The organism is uncultured Senegalimassilia sp., from assembly GCF_934630535.1.
Classification (GTDB): Bacteria; Actinomycetota; Coriobacteriia; order Coriobacteriales; family Eggerthellaceae; genus Senegalimassilia.
Window position 1 is genome coordinate 173,013 of record NZ_CAKTVU010000001.1, and the last position, 17,926, is coordinate 190,938.

Here is a 17,926-nt window from a genome sequence, read left to right on the forward strand (position 1 = left end):
GAGTAGACGCAAAAAATGCCGACAAGCCAGCGTTTCAGCGCGAAAAAAGGCGGCATCTTGCGCGATGCCGCCCATCTAATGCATGGTGAAGCCTGTGCTAGTCGAGGCAGGCGCTGCAGTTCGTCTCATCGCCGAACAGCAGGTTGCGCTCCTCGCCGTCAAGCGCATCGCGCGCCTGATCGCGCAGGTTGTTCATGCCCGAGAGGAACTGACGGTACAGGATGAGCGTCAGGTAGCGCCCCATGGTGGTCAGCGTCAGTTCGTTGCGGGTGTCGGTGGCGAAAGCGCCATGCGCGCGGAAGAACGCCATCTCCGCCGGCAGCAGGCGCTCGATGCTGCAGCCGAACTGCTTTTTGAAGTCGTTCTTGTCCAGGTGCAGCTGGTAGAGATGCAGCAGGAAATAGTAGCGGGCCAGGTCGCGCTTGCTCATGACGCACTTGCCCATGATGGACATGTGACCGGCCTCGATGGCCTCGTTGTACTCGTTCAGGCTGAACGTGTTCACGTACAGCGCGCCGTTAAGGTGCGTGATCGAGCCGCTGCCGATGCCGGGGTATTCGTTGTAGGCCACCTGCAGCTCCTCGGCGTACAGATTGTGGTCATGGGCGCCCTGCTCGTTTAAGCGGTTGAAGGTCCAGATGGTGTCGCGGCTGAAGAAGGGATGCTCGCCGCCGCACAGCACCTCGTCGAGGATCTGGTAGTAGCGGAACTCGCGGTTGTAATCCATCTTGCCCAGCGACTTCTCCATCTTGCGCGTGGTGGCGTTCGAGACGTACAGCGGGCTGAACGTGGTTTGGCGCGCGCCGCAGGTCACGATCTTCTCAAGGTCGTCGAGCAGGATGTCCTCCGTTTGGTTGGGGAAGTTGAAGATCATGTCCACGTTCACGCTGTCGAAGTAGGGCGCTGCCTGCCCGATGCGCTCGAAGATCTCCTCGCCGCTGCCGTACTTCTTGTAGCGGTCCATCTGCTTGAGCAGGTCGTTGTTGAAGCTTTGCACGCCCACGGACAGGCGCTGCACGCGGCCCTTCATCTCGGAAAGCCACGGCTCGGCCAAGTGGTTCGGGTTCGTTTCCACGCCCACTTCCTTGATATGGAAGTTGTCGCGCGCAAGGTCGATGGTCTCGCACAGCTCGTCGAGCAGGATGGTGGGAGTGCCGCCGCCGAAGTACAGCGTCTCGAAATCCCAACCGCGCTCCTTGAGCATCATCATCTCGCGGCGTAGGTTCTTGAAGTACGTGCGCGCGATGTCCTCGTGGAACACGTAGCGGTTGAAGCTGCAATACGGGCACAGGACCTGGCAAAACGGCACGTGCAGGTACAGCATGTACCTGGTGCCCGGCTTGGGGTCGGGAAAGAAGTGCTCGTCGGTGGGCTGAAGGTCGAGATGTCGCTTGGTCATCCCCTTGACAAGATTCGTGAGAAATCGTTCTGAAAGCATGTGCGCCCCTTACGCATCGTTGCCCAGTATTCGGTAAGTGACCATGATAGCCCTTTGAGCGGTTGCGAGTCGGACAAGGTGAAAAAGCACAACGAGGAACACAAACGCTAGGGAATAAAGCGAAGGCGTTGCAGCTTCCAGGAGCCGCGAATGTTACCAATTTGTTTCGAAATGCGGTATAGTGGCGTTTCCGTGAATTCTTGTGCGTTCGCACAAATCCAGGGAATAGGTTCCGTATCGGGAAAAGGGGAAAGCCATCATGGATTTCAACGCATGGCTTGTCGATGTCACGGGTGAGATCGACGGCTTCATGTACACGTACATCTTGCTCATCCTACTGGTCGCAGTGGGCGTGTACTTCACTATCCGCACCAAGGGCGTGCAGATCCGCTTCATCAAGGACATGTTCAAGCAGCTGACCGAGAAGAAGCACGTGCAGGGCGAGCGCTCCATCTCGTCGTTCCAGGCGCTCATGGTTTCCACGGCCAGCCGCGTGGGCACGGGCAACATCGCCGGCGTGGCGACGGCCATCGCCACGGGCGGCCCGGGCGCCGTGTTCTGGATGTGGCTTATGGCGCTGGTGGGCGCGGCGTCGGCCTTCGTCGAGTCCACGCTCGCCCAGATCTGGAAGGTGCGCGGCACCGACGGCGAGTTCCGCGGCGGCCCGGCCTACTATATCCATCAAGCGCTCGGCAGCCGTAAGCTCGGCGTGCTGTTCAGCGTGCTGCTCATCCTGTGCTTCGCGTTCGGCTTCAACGGCCTGCAGGCGTTCAACGCATGCAGCGCGCTTGAGTACTACATCCCCGACTACGCCACCAACGGCGTGGCCGTGGCGGCCGGTTTGGGCCTGGTGGTGTTCACTGCCGGCGTCATCTTCGGCGGCTCGAAGCGCATCAGCGTGATCACGTCCATCATCGTGCCGGTCATGGCCATCGCCTACATCGCCATCGCGCTGTGGACCACCATCGCCAACATCACCTGGCTGCCCGCCGTGTTCGGCCTGATGTTCGAGAGCGCCTTCGACTTCCAGTCCATCTTCGGCGGCTTCGCCGGCTCGGTGGTCATGCTCGGCATCAAGCGCGGCCTGTACTCCAATGAGGCCGGCATGGGCTCGGCGCCTAACGCCGCCGCTACCGCCAGCGTTTCCCACCCGGTCAAGCAGGGCCTCGTGCAAAGCCTGTCGGTCTACATCGACACGCTCGTCATCTGCACCTGCTCGGCCATGATGGTGCTGGTGTTCTACGTACAGGATCCCGCTGCGGCCGAGGGCCTCAACGGCATGCCGCTCGTGCAGATGGCCGTGAACAACTCCGTGGGCCCCGTGGGCATCCACTTCATCACGTTCGCCATCTTCATGTTCGCCTACTCCAGCCTCATCGGCAACTACTTCTACGCCGAGAGCAACTTCCGTTTCATCAAGAACGACTCCAAGGCGGCGCTGATCATCTTCCGTCTGGCGTGCCTGGCGGTCATCTTCTACGGCGCGGTGAACAGCTTCGACCTGGCTTGGAACCTGGCCGACATCTTCATGGGCCTCATGGCCATGATGAACCTCATCGCCATCCTGCTTTTGGGCAAGTGGGCGCTTGCGGCGCTGAAGGACTACTCCGAGCAGCGCGCCGCCGGCAAGGACCCGGTGTTCGTGGCCGACAACGTCCCGGGCATGCCGCAGACCGACTGCTGGCACCTCGACGAGGTGAAGGACTTCGGCGACGGCCCTGTGAAGGAGTACTTCGAGGACGCCATGGACGCCGACGTCAACGAAGCGTAAAGCCAGCGGCTGCTGCTGCGTGCTCGGCCGTTAAGGGGCCGCACGCGAAAGGTGCTGCTCGCGAAGGCTTTTTCGCGTGAGGTAGACTTGCGAACGAAGCGCCGCCCGGAAATCCGGGCGGCGCTTCTTGCGTTTCGGACAGGTGTCGGCCTTGATGCGTCCCCGAGCGCGTCTGCGATGCGCCACCGGGGTGAGTTGACCGCGAAGCTCTGAGGGCTAGCGATGCCGCCAGGTGGGCGGGACTGCTAGAACAGCGAGATTTGCTGGGGCTCGCTGGCGTATTCGCAGGCGATCTCGTCGTCCAGAAACTCGATCTCGTAGGACTCCCAATCTTTGATCGGCGCGATGAAGTTCGTCCCGTCCTGCCAAAACACCAGGTTCGCGCCGATCATGCCCGCGCACACGCCGCCGCACACGTCTGCGAAGCCATCGCCTTCGGGCAGCTGCATGGTGTGCGCATCGGGCGAGGGACCGCCGAAGTAGTAGGGCGAGAGGTCGAGCGCGTCTTCGGGCGCGAAACCCGCTTGCGCCACCGCATCGACGCTTTCGAGCCTGTCGGCAGCCGTGTTCAGCTCGTGGCATGCCGCATCGAAGCTGTAAGCCGCGTCGGCCAGCAGCTTCGCCTTGAGCGACGCCCGCATGGTCTCGGCAACGCCTTCCTGCGCGCACAACGCCGCTTCAAGTGCACGGGCGTCGTCTGCGCAGGTGAAGCGCCCGACAACGCGCGCCGCGCGGGCACCTTGCTCGAGCAGGCGCTCGATACCGCGCGTCTCGCTCGAGATGCCCGCTTTCACATAGCCCGGCGCGAAATACGCCAGGTACACGTAGTGCGGCGTTTGGTTGTACTCGCGCTGTTGCGGCGAGATGTAGCTGCTGAAGTAAAACGACGGGTTGAAGCCGGTCGCCTCGATGCAGGCTGGGCACATATCCTCCTTGCCGTCGGGCAGCAGCTCCGCGTTCAGCGGGCACGTGCTCCGTTCGTGCGTTCGAAGGTCGATGCGGCCGATGCATCGCCGGCGCGGCAGCCTTCGCAGCGAGAACGTGCGTCCGAGCACGGGCACATAGCCGACCGTGCTCTCGTCGGTGTCGTTGATTACAAGGTAGGGCCCATCGATGCTGAAACCGTAGCCGGCAAGGACGACGGTATGGTCTGCGAACAGGTTCGGCATTGCGGTGCTTTCTGTAACGGCGTTCTTGTTTGTTTCGCCCGCGATGCGTTCATCCCGCGTGGCGAGTGGGACCATTATGACGTTTTGCGCATGGAATGAGCCGTTTTCCGGACCGTTTGCCCGCTTCTGCAAAAAATCGGTCAAGTTTCTTGCTTTATCACTCTACTGTGCTAAAGTATCGGACAGCACTTGGGAATACTGCTGCGGAAGCGTCCCGCGCTCGCGGCGATTCCCTCATCTGCAACCGAACACGGGCCGATGCCCGCAACCGCACGATGAAAGGCAGGATGAACCAGATGAACTTTGTGACGCCTTCGGGTTTCCGCGACGTGCTCACCGACGAGGCGGTGCTGCGCGAGCAGGCGGCCCAAGCGGTGCAGGCCAACATGGCCGCCAAGGGCTATCTCCCGGTGGAAACGCCCACGCTCGAGGTGATGGACGTGCTGCAGGCCGGCGGCAGGCTGCCTGGCACCCCGTTCAAGCTTTTCGACGCCCGCGGCGACCTTCTGGCCATGCGCCCCGACGTCACGCTGCAGATCGCCCGCATGTGCGCCACGCGCCTTGCCGGCCAGCCCGGGCCGTTCCGCTTCCGCTACATGCAGCGGGTGTTCCGCGAGGCCGAGGGCCAGACGCGCGCCGAGCCGCGCGAGACCACGCAGATGGGCGTCGAGCTCATCGGCCAGGCAGGCGCGGCGGCCGACGCCGAGGTGGTGGGCCTGCTGGCCGAATCGCTCAAGCTTGCCGGCGTGGCCGACTTCAAGATCGCGCTGGCATCGGTGTCGGTGCTGCGCGCGCTGCTGGCAACCTGCGGCGCCGAGCCGCAGTGGCGCCAGGCGGTGCTCGACGCGTACCATACCTCGAACTTCGTCACGCTCGATGAGCTGACCGCAGGCGAGGGCGCGCAGGGCGTCCCGCCGGTGTTCGCCCAGGCCATCGGCAGGCTCGCCCGCATCCGCGGCGGTCGCGGCGCCATCGCCGAGGTGCGCGAGCTGGTGGCGCCGCTTGGCTGCGAGACGGGCCTCGACGGCCTTGAGCAGGCGTTCGACTTGCTGGAGGACGCGGGCCTGGCGGACAGCATCCAGGTGGACTTCTCCGTCATGAGCAGCTTCGACTACTACACCGGCATCGTGTTCGAGGCCTACGCGCCGGGGCTGGGAAGCCCGCTGGGCAGCGGCGGCCGCTACGACAACACCATCGGGGCATACGGCGAAAGCCGCCCTGCCGCCGGCTTCGCGTTCTTCCTCGAACGCGCTATGGCCGCCGCTACGGCCGCCGATGAGCGTGCCGCATCCGGCACCGGCCAGCGCCCGCTGCGCATCGCCGTGCCGAAAGGCTCGCTCAACGCCGACTCCATCGCGTGCCTGGCGGCGTGCGGCATGGACGTCACGGGGCTGGACAACCCCGGCCGCCAGCTCATCATCCGCAACCCGGGCGTGGAGTACATCATCGTGCGCCCCTCGGATGCCCCGGCGTTCGTGGAGCTCGGCGCGGCCGATTGCGGCATCTGCGGCGAGGATTCGCTCCTCGAGGCGCAGCCTGAAGTGGTGGAGCTGGCCGATCTGAAGTTCGGTGCCTGCCGCTTCGTGGTGGCCGAGCCCGCAGGAGCCGCCGAGCAGACCGCCGAGCATTATCGCCGCCTGGGCTCCATCCGCATCGCCACGAAGTATCCCAACATCACGCGCGCCCATTACGCGAAAACGGGCACCCAGGTCGAGATCGTGAAACTGCACGGAAACATTGAGCTGGCACCATTGACTGGATTGGCCGAGCGCATCGTCGACATCACAGCCACGGGCACCACGTTGCGCGAGAACAACCTGGTCATCGTGGAGGACGTGCTGTCGTCGACGGCCCGTTTCTTCGCCAACGGCGCCTCGCTGCGCACCGATGCGCGCATCGTGGAGCTCGCTGACGCCATGCGCGCCGGCGCCGAAGCGGGCAAGTGGGAGGCCACGGTCATCGCCGGCGGCGTGCAGTCACCCGAGCCAGCAGCGGAATAACGGCTGGTCAGGGCTTCGCGCCCGCAGGCGCCCAGGGGGTCGGGCGCCGCAACGTCAAGGCAGCGGAAACGCCTGCTCGCAGGCGCGGCCGCGACAAGGTATCATCGTGAAAGAGGCCGGAGGGGTCATCCGGCGTGTACATGGAAAGAAGGACAACATGCGTCGCGTCATCCTGAACAAAGGCGAGCAATTCTCCAACAAGCACCTCAAGCGCACGGGCGCGTTCAACGCCCGCGCCATGGAGGCGGCAACGAGCATCATCGAGCAGGTTCGCGAACAGGGCGATACGGCCCTGCGCGAGCTGACCGAGCGCTTCGACGGCGTGGCCATCGAGAACTTCCGCGTGCCGGCAGAGGCCATCGAGGCCGCCGCGGCGAAGGTCGATCCCAAAACCGAGGAGGCGCTCAAGAAGGCCGCCAAGCAGATCCGCGAGTTCCACGAGCGCCAGGTCAAGCAGAGCTGGTTCTCCGTGCGAGAGGACGGCGCCCTGGTCGGTGCGAAGGTCACCCCGCTTGAAAGCGTGGGCATCTACGTGCCCGGCGGCCGCGCGCTGTACCCGTCCACGGTGCTCATGAACGCCCTGCCCGCCGCGGTGGCCGGCGTCGAGCGCATCGTGTGCGTCACGCCGCCCACCAAGGACGGCAGCATCGACCCGGTGGTGCTCGAGGCGTGCCGCCTGGCAGGCGTCACCGAGATCTACACGGTTGGCGGCGCGCAGGCGGTGGCGGCGCTGGCATACGGCACCGAGACCATCGAACCGGTGTGCAAGATTACGGGCCCGGGCAACGCGTTCGTGGCAGCGGCGAAGAAGATCGTCTCCGGCGATGTGGGGATCGACATGATCGCCGGCCCCTCCGAGGTGTGCGTCGTGGCGGATGAGACCGCCGATCCCGCCATGGTGGCCATCGACCTCATGGCCCAGGCCGAGCACGACCCGCTGGCAAGCTGCTACCTGGTCACGTTCGACGAGAGCTACGCTGATAAGGTAGAAGCCGCCATCGAGGGCCACATGAAGGCCTCCACGCGCGCCGAGATCACCACCGCCTCGCTGGCCGATCAGGGCCTCGTGGTCATCTGCGACTCCATGGAGCAGGCCATCCAGTCCGTCAACGTCATCGCCCCCGAGCACCTGGAGCTGCACTTCGACGGCGCGTTCGAGCAGCTCGGCGCCATCCGCAACGCCGGCGCCATCTTCGTGGGCGAGTGGACCCCCGAGGCCGTGGGCGACTACGTGGCCGGCCCCAACCACACGCTTCCCACCGGCGGTACCGCGCGCTACGCCTCGCCGCTTTCCACCGACGAGTTCGTCAAGCACTCCAGCGTCATCCAGTATTCCGCGAAGTCGCTGGCAAACGACGCCGACGCCGTCATCGCCATCGCCCGTCACGAGGGCCTGTGGGCGCATGCCCGCAGCGTCGAGCTGCGCAAGGCGCTCGTGGAGACCGGCGACATCTACGGTTTGGACGGCGCCGATGAATAGCGTCCGCGCATCCGCCCCGCAGCTGGCCGACATCACGCCCTACGACCCGAAGTACCTTCCGGCGCGCGCGTACCTGTCGGCCAACGAGAACCCCTGCGACGTGGAAACGGAGGTTCGCAACGAGATCAAGCGCGAGATCAACAAGGTTGCCTTCAACCGTTATCCCGACCCCTTGGCCAACGAGCTGCGCGACATGATCGCCGAGGCCAACGGCCTTGACCGCGATTGCGTGCTCGTGGGCAACGGCGGCGACGAGCTGCTGTTCGACACGGCGCTGGCTTGGGGCGGGCCGGGGCGCAAGTTCCTCAACATGCCGCCCACGTTCTCGGTATACCGGAACAACGCCGAGCTCACCAACACCGAGGTGGTCGACATCCCGCGCCGCGCCGATTACACCATCGACGAGGAGGCGGTGCTGTCCCGCGTGGCGCGCGGCGACATCGATTACGTCATCGTCACCAGCCCGAACAATCCCACGGGCGACCTGGCCGACGAGCGCTTCATCCTGCGTCTGCTCGACGCAACCGACGCGCTCGTCATGGTCGACGAGGCGTACTTCGAGTTCTCGCGCGGCACGGTGCGCCCCTACCTGGCGCAGCACAAGAACCTCGTCATCCTGCGCACGTTCTCCAAGGCGTTCTCGCTTGCCGGCGTGCGTGTGGGTTATCTGCTGGGAAACCCCGAGGTCATCCGCGAGTTCTTGAAGGTGCGCCAGCCGTATTCGGTGGATGCGGTGTCGCAGGCCATCGCGCGCGTGGTGTTCCGCAACCGCGCGAAGTTCGAGCGCGGCATCATGCAGATCGTCTCGGAGCGCGGGCGCGTGTTCCGCGAGCTCTCGCAGATGCCGGGCGTCACGGCGTACCCTTCGAACGCCAACTACATCCTGTTCCGCACAGAAGGCGCGGGCGAGGTGTGGCAGCAGCTCTACGACCACGGCATCCTCGTGCGCGACTTCAGCCGCGCGCCCATGCTGCAGGATTGCCTGCGCGTCTCCATCGGCAGCCCCCAGGAGAACGACGAGTTCCTAACCGCGCTGCGGGAGATCCTGTCGAAGTAAGGTTCGGGGACGTAGCGCTAACTGTCCGGAGTCGCTGCGTCGGCGCGAGGCCGTGCGGAGTTGATCGCGTCGAGGCGGAGTCGAGGATTCTGTGGCACGCGAGGTCTTGACGGGGCATGGGCGGGGTCGCGGCGCCCTGCGCGCCGTGGAAAAACGAGGCCGCGCACGCCCTGTGGACCGCACTGCGTCTTCTGGGCGGTTTTGCAGAAAATGGGGGCCGATTTGCCCTTCGGTTCCCGTCATCTGGGCGGTTTTCGCGGCGTGATGCCGGCAACGCGCGATAAAACCCCAGGTCAGTTTTGCGGCATCCCGGCAAAACAGGCTTACGCGCCTGCAAAACCGCCCAGAACTTCAATCGGGCGCTAGCGGGCGTGGACGGGCGCCCCGGGACCGGACACCTCGGGGGACGTAGCGCTAACTGTCCGGAATCGCTGCGCACACGACGAAGGAAAGGCGAACAGCAATGAGCGAACGCGTTGCGCATATCTCGCGCACTACGAAGGAAACCGACATCGACCTGTCCGTCGACCTTGACGGCACGGGCGCCACGGACGTGGAGACGGGCATCGGGTTTTTCGACCACATGCTCACCGCGTTCGGGCGTCACGGCCTGTTCGACCTGCAGGTTCGCTGCAAGGGCGACCTTGAGGTGGACGGCCATCACTCGGTGGAGGATACGGGCATCGTCATGGGACAGGCGTTCGCGCAAGCGCTCGGCGACAAGCGCGGCATCCGCCGCTTCGGCGACATCGCCATGCCCATGGACGAGGCGCTCATCATGGCGGCCGTGGACATCTCGGGGCGCGGTCAGCTGTACTGGGACGCCGATGTCCCCGCGGTGATGGTGGGCGCCTTCGATGCCACGTTGGCGAAGGAGTTCTTCATCGCCTTCGCCGCCAACGCCGGCGTAACGCTGCACATCCGCCAGCTGGCCGGCGAGAACACGCATCACGTTATCGAGGGCATGTTCAAGGCGGTGGCGCGCGCCATGCGCCAGGCCTGCGAGCCCGACCCCCGCATGGGCGACGCGCTGCCGTCCACGAAGGGGATGCTGTAAGCCCCCCGTTCGAGCTTCATTCAGGGGCACCGCCCTCATTGACTTTTATTGGACTTGCGAGATGTAAGAGACGCCTATGATCGCTGTTGTTGACTACAAGAAGGGCAATCTGCTGTCCGTCGAGCGCGGTTTGCTCGCGGCGGGCGCCGATGCCCGCATCACCGACGATGCCGCCGAGATAGCCGCCGCCGATGCCATCGTCTTGCCGGGCGTGGGCGCGTTCGCCGACGCCGCGGCAACCATGGACGAGCTCGGCCAGACCGAGGTCATCCGCCGCCGCATCGCGGAGGGGGTGCCGTTTTTGGGCATCTGCCTGGGCGAGCACCTGCTGTTCGAGGAGGGCGTGGAAGGCGCCGGCGCTGACGGCAACCCGCGTGGTCTGGGCGTGCTGCCCGGATGCGTTGGGCGCATGCCGCGCCAGGACGCCGAAGGCCGCGCGTACAAGGTCCCGCACGTGGGCTGGAACACCGTTGATTTTCCCGCCGGCGCGCCGGAGAACCCGCTGTTCGCGGGCGTCCCCTCGGGCACGTACTTCTACTTCACCCATAGCTTCATCGCGCCTGACGGGCCGTTCGCCATCGCACATACCACGCACAGCGTGACGTTCCCGTGCGCCGTGCAGAAGGGCAACGCGTTCGGCGTGCAGTTCCACCCCGAGAAAAGCTCGGACGCCGGCGCGGCCGTGCTGCGCAACTTCGTGGAAATCGCCAAGGCGGCATTGCCCGCCTTGCAAGGTTAGGAGGCCGCCATGTACCTGCTCCCCGCAATCGATATCCTGGGCGGCAAGGCCGTTCGCCTGGCGAAGGGCGATTACAACCAGGTGACCGTGTACAACGACGACCCCGTAGCGCAGGCGCGCGCCTTCGAGCAGGCCGGCGCCCAGTGGGTGCACGTGGTCGATCTGGACGGCGCGCGCAGCGGCGTCCCGGAGAACATCGCCATCGTTGAGCGTATCGTGCGCGAGACGTCGCTTTCCGTCGAGATCGGCGGCGGCATCCGCAGCCTGGAGACGCTCAAGCGCCTGGCGGACGCCGGCGCGGCGCGCATGGTGCTCGGCACCGCGCTCGTCAACGACCCCGAGCTCGCGCGCGCGGCGGTGGCCGCGGTGGGCGGCGACCGCCTGACCGCCGGCATCGACGCGAAGGGCGGGGAAGTGGCTGTCTCCGGTTGGATCGAGGGCTCGGGCGTGGCCGCCGCCGATCTGGCGCGCGCGATGGGCGCCGCCGGGTTCAAGCATATCGTGTACACCGACATCGCGCGCGACGGCATGCAGACCGGCATCGACGTGCAGGCCTACGTCGACATGGCGGACGCGTTCGGCAACCCCGTCATCGCCAGCGGCGGCGTGGCAAGCCTTGCCGACATCGAGCGCCTGGCGCCGGTGGCGGAAAGCATCGAAGGCGTCATCACCGGCCGCGCCGTGTACGAGGGCACGCTCGATGTGGCCGAGGGCGTCGCCCTTTGCGCCAGCCTGACCGCCGCGCGATCCTAATGCCGTAAAGGCGCCGAGCGCCGTTCGTTTAGCGGCGAAGCCGGGCGTTGCGCTCGCCTGCGGCAACGTTCCCCGGCCCCGCAACGCGGCCGCCGGCGCCTTCCCGTCGATTTCCCTTTCCCCGAGCCGTTGAGGAGCAGATATATGTTGGCAAAACGCGTGATCCCCTGCATGGACGTGAAGGACGGCCGTGTGGTGAAGGGGGTCAACTTCGTGAACCTGCGCGATGCGGGCGACCCGATCGAGCTGGCGCAGCGCTACGATGAGCAGCGCGCCGACGAGGTGATCTTCCTTGACATCACCGCCACCAGCGACAAACGCGAGACCACGGTCGACCTTGCAAGCCGCGCCAGCGCGCAGCTGCACCTGCCGTATTGCGTGGGCGGCGGCTTCCGCAGCGTCGCCGACATCCGCCGCATGATAGCCGCCGGCGCCGACAAGGTGTCGGTCAACAGCGCGGCGGTGGACAACCCGCAGCTTATCTCCGACGCCGCCGCGGCGTTCGGCACGCAGGCCATCCTGTGCGCCATCGACGCGAAGCAGGTGGCCGGCAATCCCAACAAGTGGGAGGTCTACGTGCACGGCGGCCGCACCGCAACCGGCATCGACGCCGTGGAATGGGCGGTCGAGGCGGCTCGCCGCGGTGCGGGCGAGATCTTGCTGACCAGCATGGACCGCGACGGCAGCAAGGACGGCTTCGACTGCGCGCTCACTCGTGCAGTGGCGCGCGCGGTGGACATCCCCGTCATCGCAAGCGGCGGCGTGGGCAAGCTCGAGCACTTCGCCGAGGGCATCATCGACGGCGAGGCCGACGCGGTGTTGGCCGCCAGCGTCTTCCACTTCGGCGAGTTCACGGTATCCCAGGTCAAGGAGTACATGCGCAGCCAGGGCATCCCTGTGCGCCTATAGAAAGGATCATCCATGCAAACCGAGCTTCCCGAGCTGAGATACAACGCCGACGGGCTGATCCCGTGCATCGTGCAGGACGCGGAAACGCGCGAGGTGCTCATGATGGCGTGGATGAACACCGAGAGCCTGGCGCTTACGCTCGAGCGCGGCGAGACGGTGTTTTGGAGCCGCAGCCGCCAGGAGCTGTGGCACAAAGGCGCCACCAGCGGCAACACGCAGAAGATCGTCGAGCTCCGCTACGATTGCGACGCCGACACGCTTCTGGCCCTCGTGCATCCGGCGGGCCCCGCGTGCCACACCGGCGCCACCAGCTGCTTCTTCCGCACGCTGGCCGAGTTCGAGTAGGCGCTTCGCTGCCATCGCGCCCTGCTGAAAACCGAACATGCGAAAGCTTGAAGGCCGGGTCATCCCGGCTTTCGCGCGTTTTGCGCGCCATCTCGCCCGGTCGTGCGCTTCGGGTGGTTATCCGCTGCGCCGCGCTTGCGCGCACCCGGCGCCTGCGTTATCCTGCCCCTAGCTTTATTTTCTCGAAGGAAACCCTTCCCATCATCAAGTTCCCGCTTCTTTTCCACGCTCTATCTATGCGCAAAGCGGGTAACAGCCCGTATATATAAGGAGGAATAAGGGTGAAGTTCTTTTTGGACACGGCAGATCTAGCCGAAATCGAAGAAGCCGCTAGCTGGGGCGCGCTGGCAGGCGTCACCACCAACCCGTCGCTGTACGCCAAGATCGGCGGCAAGCTGGATGACTTCCATAATCATATGAAGCGCATCTGCGACATCGTCGGCCCGGACTGCCCGGTTTCCGCCGAATCCGTCGCCATGACGCGCGACGAGATCGTCGCCGACGGCCGCAAGCTGGCCGAGATCGCCCCGAACATCGTGGTGAAGATCCCCACCATGGTCGAGGGCCTGGCCGCCACCCATACGCTGGCCGCCGAGGGCATCCCGGTGAACATGACGCTGTGCTTCAGCGTGCCGCAGGCGCTGCTGGCCGCACGCGCCGGCGCCCGCTACATCAGCCCGTTCATCGGCCGTTTCGATGACATCTCCGAGGACGGCCTCGAGCAGGTCGGCAACATCGTCACCGCCATCAACAACTACGACTTCACGGCCAACACCGCCAACGGCGAGCAGATCGAGATCATCGCCGCCTCCGTGCGCAGCGCCAATCACGTCACGCAGTGCGCGCTCATGGGCGCCGACATCGCCACCGTCCCGTTCGGCGTGCTGAAGAAGATGGTGCAGCATCCGCTGACCGACCGCGGCCTGGATTCCTTCATGAAGGACTGGGAGAAGGTAGCTAACGCATGAGCGACGAGCAGAATGTAGCGGAGGCGCCGCAGGAGGGCGCCTCCGCGGCCGAAGCGGCGCCGGCTGCTCCCAAGCGCCGCCCGGGCCGTCCGCGCAAAAGCGCCGCCTCGTCGGGCAAGGCCTCTTCCGAAGCTTCTCCCGACGTCGCGCCCGCTTCCCCGGCCGATGGGGCCGATAGCGCCCCGAAAACGCCGGCCAGGCGCCGCCCGGGCCGCCCTCGCAAGAAGGCCGCGCCCGCCCAAGAGGCCGAAGCCGCCCCTGCCGCAAAGGCAGCCCCCTCCGCAAGGCCCGCTTCCGCCGCGAAGGCGAAAAAGGCGAAGGAAACCCCCATCGAACCCGAAGCCGCCGCGCCCAAGGCGCAGGCTGCCGAAAGCGCCCAGGCCGCCGAGGTCGTCGCCGGCACGCCGGCAAGACGCCGTCCGGGCCGTTCGCATAAGAAGATCGCCACCGCGCCCGTCGCCGCCCATGCGGCACTCGTGCAGGATGCGTCCGAGAAGCAGCAGGCTCCCGAATCCGCCGAAGCCGCACAGGCGCCCGCCGAGGCGGCCGGTTCCGAGCAGCAGGCGCCCGCCCAGGACATGGCCCCGGGCCGCGCCGCACGCGCCGCGCGCACGCCGCGCAAATCGGTGCGTGCCCAAGGCGCCAACCGCGAAGGCCGCGCCGAGCAGCATGAGGGCCGCGGCAAGTCCGAAGCCCGCGAAGGCGCCGAGCGCTCCGAGGGCCGCAACTCCGGCAACGCCGGCGCGGATCGCCATCAGCGCAACGACCGTAACGGTCGCAAGAACGGCAACGACCGCAACGACCGCCACCAGCGTCACCAGCGCAACAACAACCGTGAGGTAGTCCCCAGCGTCAACAAAGAGGACCTGGCCAAGCTCAAGGTGGCCGAGCTGCGCGCGAAGGCCGCCGAGCTCGATGTCGACGTGGCGGGCTTGAAGAAGGCCGAGCTCATCGACGCCGTATACGATGCGTCCTTGAAGGCCGAGGGCTTCATCGAGGTCGAGGGCGTCCTCGACATCATGCAGGACGGTTACGGCTTCCTGCGCACCAATGGCTATCTGCCCAGCGAGCAGGATTGCTACGTGGGGCTTTCCACCATCCGTCGCAACGGCCTGCGCAAGGGCGACAAGATCACCGGCACCACGCGCCCGGCGCGCCCCAACGAGAAGTACGCGGCAGTGCAGAAGGTGGCCACCGTCAACGGCAAGCCCGTCGAGGAGCTGGGCCGTCGCGTGCGCTTCGGCGACCTCACGCCGGTCTATCCCGATGAGTGCCTGACCATGGAGCATGGTCACTCCACCATCACGGCGCGCGTCATCGACCTGGTCAGCCCCATCGGCAAGGGCCAGCGCGGTCTGATCGTCAGCCCGCCGAAAGCCGGCAAGACCACCATCTTGAAGGACATCGCCGCGGCCATCAGCGCCAACAACCCCGAGGTGCATCTCATGTGCCTTTTGGTAGATGAGCGCCCCGAGGAAGTCACCGACATGCAGCGCTCCATCAAGGGCGAGGTCATCTCCTCCACCTTCGACATGCCCACCGAAAACCACATCCAGGTTTCCGAGCTGGTCATCGAGCGTGCAAAACGCCTGGTGGAGGACGGCAAGGACGTTGTGGTGCTGCTCGACAGCCTCACGCGCCTGGCGCGCGCCTACAACCTGGCGCAGCCCGCATCCGGGCGCATCCTGTCCGGCGGCGTGGATTCCACGGCCTTGTACCCGCCGAAGAAGTTCCTGGGCGCTGCCCGAAACATCGAAGGCGGCGGCAGCCTGACCATCCTCGCCTCGGCGTTGGTGGAAACGGGCTCGAAGATGGACGAGGTCATCTTCGAGGAGTTCAAGGGTACGGGCAACATGGAGCTCAAGCTCGACCGCAACCTGGCCGATCGACGCATCTTCCCGGCCATCGATCCGGTGGCGTCGGGCACGCGCAAGGAGGACCTGCTGCTCGATCCGCAGAAGGCGCCGCTGATCTGGGGAGTACGTCGCATCCTGGCGAACACGAACAACACCGAGCGCGCCATGGACATGCTCATCAAGTCCCTGAAGCGCACCGACGACAACGACGAGTTCCTCAGCCGCACGGCGAAAAAGGCCCAGCACGCCAACGGCAACGCAAACGCAAACCTGGAGTTCTAGGGGAGACACATACACATGGCAACAATGCATGACAACACCGAAACGGTTGCCTGGCCCAAGCGCGCGGTGGTCACGGCCGGCATGCCCTACGGCAACAAGCCGTTGCATTTCGGGCATATCGCCGGCGTGTTCGTGCCCGCCGACTGCTTCGCGCGCTTCCTGCGCGACCGCATCGGCGCGGAGAACGTCCGCTTCATCAGCGGCACGGACTGCTTCGGCTCGCCCATCAACGAGGGCTACCGCAAGCTGGTGGAGGCCGGCGAGTTCGATGGCACCATCGAGGATTACGTGCTGCGCAACCATAACCGTCAGAAGGACACGCTGGAGTCCTACGACATCAGCCTGGACATCTACGAGGGCTCCAACATCGGGCATTCCGGCGAGGTCCATCAGCTCATCAGCGAGGCGTTCATCAAGAAGCTGCACGAGAACGGCTGGCTTCAGAAGCGCGCGACGCTGCAGTTCTACGACCCCGAGGCGGGCACGTTCCTGAACGGCCGTCAGGTGCAGGGCCACTGCCCCGTGCAGGGCTGCAAGTCCGAGCACGCCTATGCCGACGAGTGCGATTTGGGCCACAGCTACGCACCGGAGGACCTTATCGCGCCGAAGTCCTCGCTCACCGGCGTCACGCCCGAGATGCGCCCGGTGGAGAACTGGTACTTCGACCTGCCGGCGTTCAACGCCTTCCTGAAGCAGCACGTGGAGGCGCTCGAGGCCGACCCCGAGGTGCGTCCCATCGTGCCGCAGACCATCAAGGAGTTCCTGGCCCCGCCGGTGGTCTACATCAAAAACGAGCTGTACGACCAGTACCTGGAAATCGCCGACAAGCTTGCGCATCACCAGTACCATGAGGCCGAGAAGGGCAAGCAGTCCTTCGAGATCGAGTTCGACACCATCGACGACCGCGATGCGGCGCGCGACGTGCTTGCCGCGGCGGGCATCCGCTTCCGCACGGGCAAGGCGCTCGTTCCCTTCCGCATCACCGGCAACATCGAGTGGGGCGTGAAGGCGCCGGTCATCGACGGGCTCGAGGGCCTGACGGTGTGGTGCTGGCCCGAAAGCCTGTGGGCTCCCATGAGCTTCACCATGGCCATCAACGACAAGATGGGCCTGCCGCGCGGCAGCTGGCGCGACTTCTGGTGCTCGGAGGACGCGCAGGTCTACCAGTTCATCGGCCAGGACAACCTGTACTTCTACGGCGTGGCCCAGCCGGCGCTCATCGAGGCGCTGCGCCCGGGTGACATCCTTGCGCCCGGCGAGACCGACACGCCCCTGCGCCAGACCAGCCTCATCGCCAACCACCACATCCTGTTGGGCAACAAGAAGGCCTCTTCTTCGGGCTCGGTCAAGCCGCCCACGGCCGACGAGCTGCTCGAGCACTATACCGTCGAGCAGCTGCGCGCCCACTTCCTGGCCCTTGGCCTGGACCAGAAGTCCGTTGGCTTCAAACCCAAGCCCTTCGATCCCGATGAGGCAAAGCGCAACGACCCGCGCGTGGCCGACCCGGTGCTCAAGGAAGGCACGCTGCTCACCAACGTGTTCAACCGCCTGGCCCGCAGCTGCTTCTACGAGGCGCAGAAGAACTTCGAGGGCTGGATGCCGCTCGGCGAGGTGTCGCCCGAGGTGCGCAAGCGCGCGCAGGCATGCATGAACGAGTACGACAGGACCATGCACAAGGCAGAGCTGCACACGGTCATGTCCATCATGGATACGTTCATCCGCTGGGCGAACAAGTACTGGACGGACAACATCCGCACCGCCGAGAAGGAAGGCGACGAGCAGCTGCGCCGTCAGGTGCTCGTGGACTGCTTCTACCTGCTTCGCGTATCCACGCTGCTCATGCATCCCGTGGTGCCGAAGGGCTGCGAGAAGATCGCCGATTACCTCAGCTTCGAGTTCGACGACTTCTTCAGCTGGAACTTCGATTTCGAGGGCATGGACGAGCTGTGCCATGGCTCCGAGCTTGAGGACGGGCGTCATCGCATCCGCGAGCTTCCCCCGCGCTTCGACTTCTTCTCGAAGCACCCCTCGCAGTTCAAGTAGGGTTTCAAAGCACGGCATCCGATCAGGCTGGCCAGCTGCGGCAACGCGGCTGGCCGGCC

General features: G+C 65.5%; 14 protein-coding genes. 12 read left to right on the forward strand and 2 right to left on the reverse strand.

Annotated elements, in window-relative coordinates:
- Positions 1 to 97: 97 nt before the first annotated feature.
- Positions 98 to 1,438, reverse strand: coding sequence for a coproporphyrinogen III oxidase family protein (locus tag Q0D52_RS00830; RefSeq protein ID WP_294379549.1), 1,341 nt, complete (start codon positions 1,436 to 1,438; stop codon positions 98 to 100).
- A gap of 259 nt (positions 1,439 to 1,697) precedes the next feature.
- Between Q0D52_RS00830 and Q0D52_RS00835 the strand changes: the two genes are divergently transcribed.
- Positions 1,698 to 3,209 (forward strand): sodium:alanine symporter family protein, encoded by a 1,512-nt coding sequence (locus Q0D52_RS00835; RefSeq protein ID WP_294379551.1) that lies wholly within the window; start codon positions 1,698 to 1,700, stop codon positions 3,207 to 3,209.
- Positions 3,210 to 3,454: 245 nt separating this feature from the next.
- Here Q0D52_RS00835 and Q0D52_RS00840 read toward each other — a convergent pair whose 3' ends face one another.
- On the reverse strand, positions 3,455 to 4,378 hold the full coding sequence (locus Q0D52_RS00840) for a DUF2797 domain-containing protein (RefSeq protein WP_294379553.1): 924 nt from the start codon (positions 4,376 to 4,378) through the stop codon (positions 3,455 to 3,457).
- Positions 4,379 to 4,665: 287 nt separating this feature from the next.
- Between Q0D52_RS00840 and hisZ the strand changes: the two genes are divergently transcribed.
- From hisZ to Q0D52_RS00895, 11 genes are all read left to right on the forward strand, one after another.
- Positions 4,666 to 6,378 (forward strand): ATP phosphoribosyltransferase regulatory subunit, encoded by a 1,713-nt coding sequence (gene hisZ, locus Q0D52_RS00845; protein WP_294379555.1) that lies wholly within the window; start codon positions 4,666 to 4,668, stop codon positions 6,376 to 6,378.
- A 157-nt stretch (positions 6,379 to 6,535) separates the two neighbouring features.
- A complete protein-coding gene (hisD, locus tag Q0D52_RS00850; protein WP_294379557.1) occupies positions 6,536 to 7,858 on the forward strand; it encodes a histidinol dehydrogenase in 1,323 nt (440 codons plus the stop codon).
- A complete protein-coding gene (hisC, locus tag Q0D52_RS00855) occupies positions 7,851 to 8,915 on the forward strand; it encodes a histidinol-phosphate transaminase (RefSeq protein ID WP_294379559.1) in 1,065 nt (354 codons plus the stop codon). The genes hisD and hisC overlap by 8 nt, the downstream gene beginning before the upstream one ends.
- 463 nt (positions 8,916 to 9,378) lie before the next feature.
- On the forward strand, positions 9,379 to 9,972 hold the full coding sequence (hisB, locus tag Q0D52_RS00860; protein ID WP_294360808.1) for an imidazoleglycerol-phosphate dehydratase HisB: 594 nt from the start codon (positions 9,379 to 9,381) through the stop codon (positions 9,970 to 9,972).
- 76 nt (positions 9,973 to 10,048) lie between these two features.
- The gene (gene hisH, locus Q0D52_RS00865; RefSeq protein WP_294379561.1) at positions 10,049 to 10,711 is read left to right on the forward strand and encodes an imidazole glycerol phosphate synthase subunit HisH; all 663 of its coding nucleotides are present in this window, start codon (positions 10,049 to 10,051) and stop codon (positions 10,709 to 10,711) included.
- A gap of 9 nt (positions 10,712 to 10,720) precedes the next feature.
- Positions 10,721 to 11,464, forward strand: coding sequence for a 1-(5-phosphoribosyl)-5-[(5-phosphoribosylamino)methylideneamino]imidazole-4-carboxamide isomerase (hisA, locus tag Q0D52_RS00870; protein WP_294379563.1), 744 nt, complete (start codon positions 10,721 to 10,723; stop codon positions 11,462 to 11,464).
- A 144-nt stretch (positions 11,465 to 11,608) separates the two neighbouring features.
- A complete protein-coding gene (gene hisF / locus Q0D52_RS00875; protein ID WP_294379565.1) occupies positions 11,609 to 12,373 on the forward strand; it encodes an imidazole glycerol phosphate synthase subunit HisF in 765 nt (254 codons plus the stop codon).
- Positions 12,374 to 12,385: 12 nt separating this feature from the next.
- Positions 12,386 to 12,718 (forward strand): phosphoribosyl-AMP cyclohydrolase, encoded by a 333-nt coding sequence (gene hisI, locus Q0D52_RS00880; RefSeq protein WP_294379567.1) that lies wholly within the window; start codon positions 12,386 to 12,388, stop codon positions 12,716 to 12,718.
- Positions 12,719 to 12,999: 281 nt separating this feature from the next.
- Positions 13,000 to 13,686 (forward strand): fructose-6-phosphate aldolase, encoded by a 687-nt coding sequence (gene fsa / locus Q0D52_RS00885; RefSeq protein WP_118349845.1) that lies wholly within the window; start codon positions 13,000 to 13,002, stop codon positions 13,684 to 13,686.
- Positions 13,683 to 15,824, forward strand: coding sequence for a transcription termination factor Rho (gene rho / locus Q0D52_RS00890; protein WP_294379568.1), 2,142 nt, complete (start codon positions 13,683 to 13,685; stop codon positions 15,822 to 15,824). The genes fsa and rho overlap by 4 nt, the downstream gene beginning before the upstream one ends.
- 15 nt (positions 15,825 to 15,839) lie before the next feature.
- On the forward strand, positions 15,840 to 17,867 hold the full coding sequence (locus Q0D52_RS00895) for a class I tRNA ligase family protein (RefSeq protein ID WP_294379569.1): 2,028 nt from the start codon (positions 15,840 to 15,842) through the stop codon (positions 17,865 to 17,867).
- Positions 17,868 to 17,926: the final 59 nt, after the last annotated feature.

Excerpts from the sequence above, each read along its gene's own strand:
- hisF (WP_294379565.1), top strand. The coding sequence starts at position 11,609 with ATGTTGGCAAAACGCGTGATCCCCTGCATGGACGTGAAGGACGGCCGT.
- Q0D52_RS00830 (WP_294379549.1), bottom strand. The coding sequence starts at position 1,438 with ATGCTTTCAGAACGATTTCTCACGAATCTTGTCAAGGGGATGACCAAG.
- hisI (WP_294379567.1), top strand. The coding sequence starts at position 12,386 with ATGCAAACCGAGCTTCCCGAGCTGAGATACAACGCCGACGGGCTGATC.
- hisH (WP_294379561.1), top strand. The coding sequence starts at position 10,049 with ATGATCGCTGTTGTTGACTACAAGAAGGGCAATCTGCTGTCCGTCGAG.
- hisD (WP_294379557.1), top strand. The coding sequence starts at position 6,536 with ATGCGTCGCGTCATCCTGAACAAAGGCGAGCAATTCTCCAACAAGCAC.
- hisZ (WP_294379555.1), top strand. The coding sequence starts at position 4,666 with ATGAACCAGATGAACTTTGTGACGCCTTCGGGTTTCCGCGACGTGCTC.
- Q0D52_RS00840 (WP_294379553.1), bottom strand. The coding sequence starts at position 4,378 with ATGCCGAACCTGTTCGCAGACCATACCGTCGTCCTTGCCGGCTACGGT.
- Q0D52_RS00895 (WP_294379569.1), top strand. The coding sequence starts at position 15,840 with ATGGCAACAATGCATGACAACACCGAAACGGTTGCCTGGCCCAAGCGC.
- Q0D52_RS00835 (WP_294379551.1), top strand. The coding sequence starts at position 1,698 with ATGGATTTCAACGCATGGCTTGTCGATGTCACGGGTGAGATCGACGGC.
- rho (WP_294379568.1), top strand. The coding sequence starts at position 13,683 with ATGAGCGACGAGCAGAATGTAGCGGAGGCGCCGCAGGAGGGCGCCTCC.
- hisB (WP_294360808.1), top strand. The coding sequence starts at position 9,379 with ATGAGCGAACGCGTTGCGCATATCTCGCGCACTACGAAGGAAACCGAC.
- hisA (WP_294379563.1), top strand. The coding sequence starts at position 10,721 with ATGTACCTGCTCCCCGCAATCGATATCCTGGGCGGCAAGGCCGTTCGC.
- hisC (WP_294379559.1), top strand. The coding sequence starts at position 7,851 with ATGAATAGCGTCCGCGCATCCGCCCCGCAGCTGGCCGACATCACGCCC.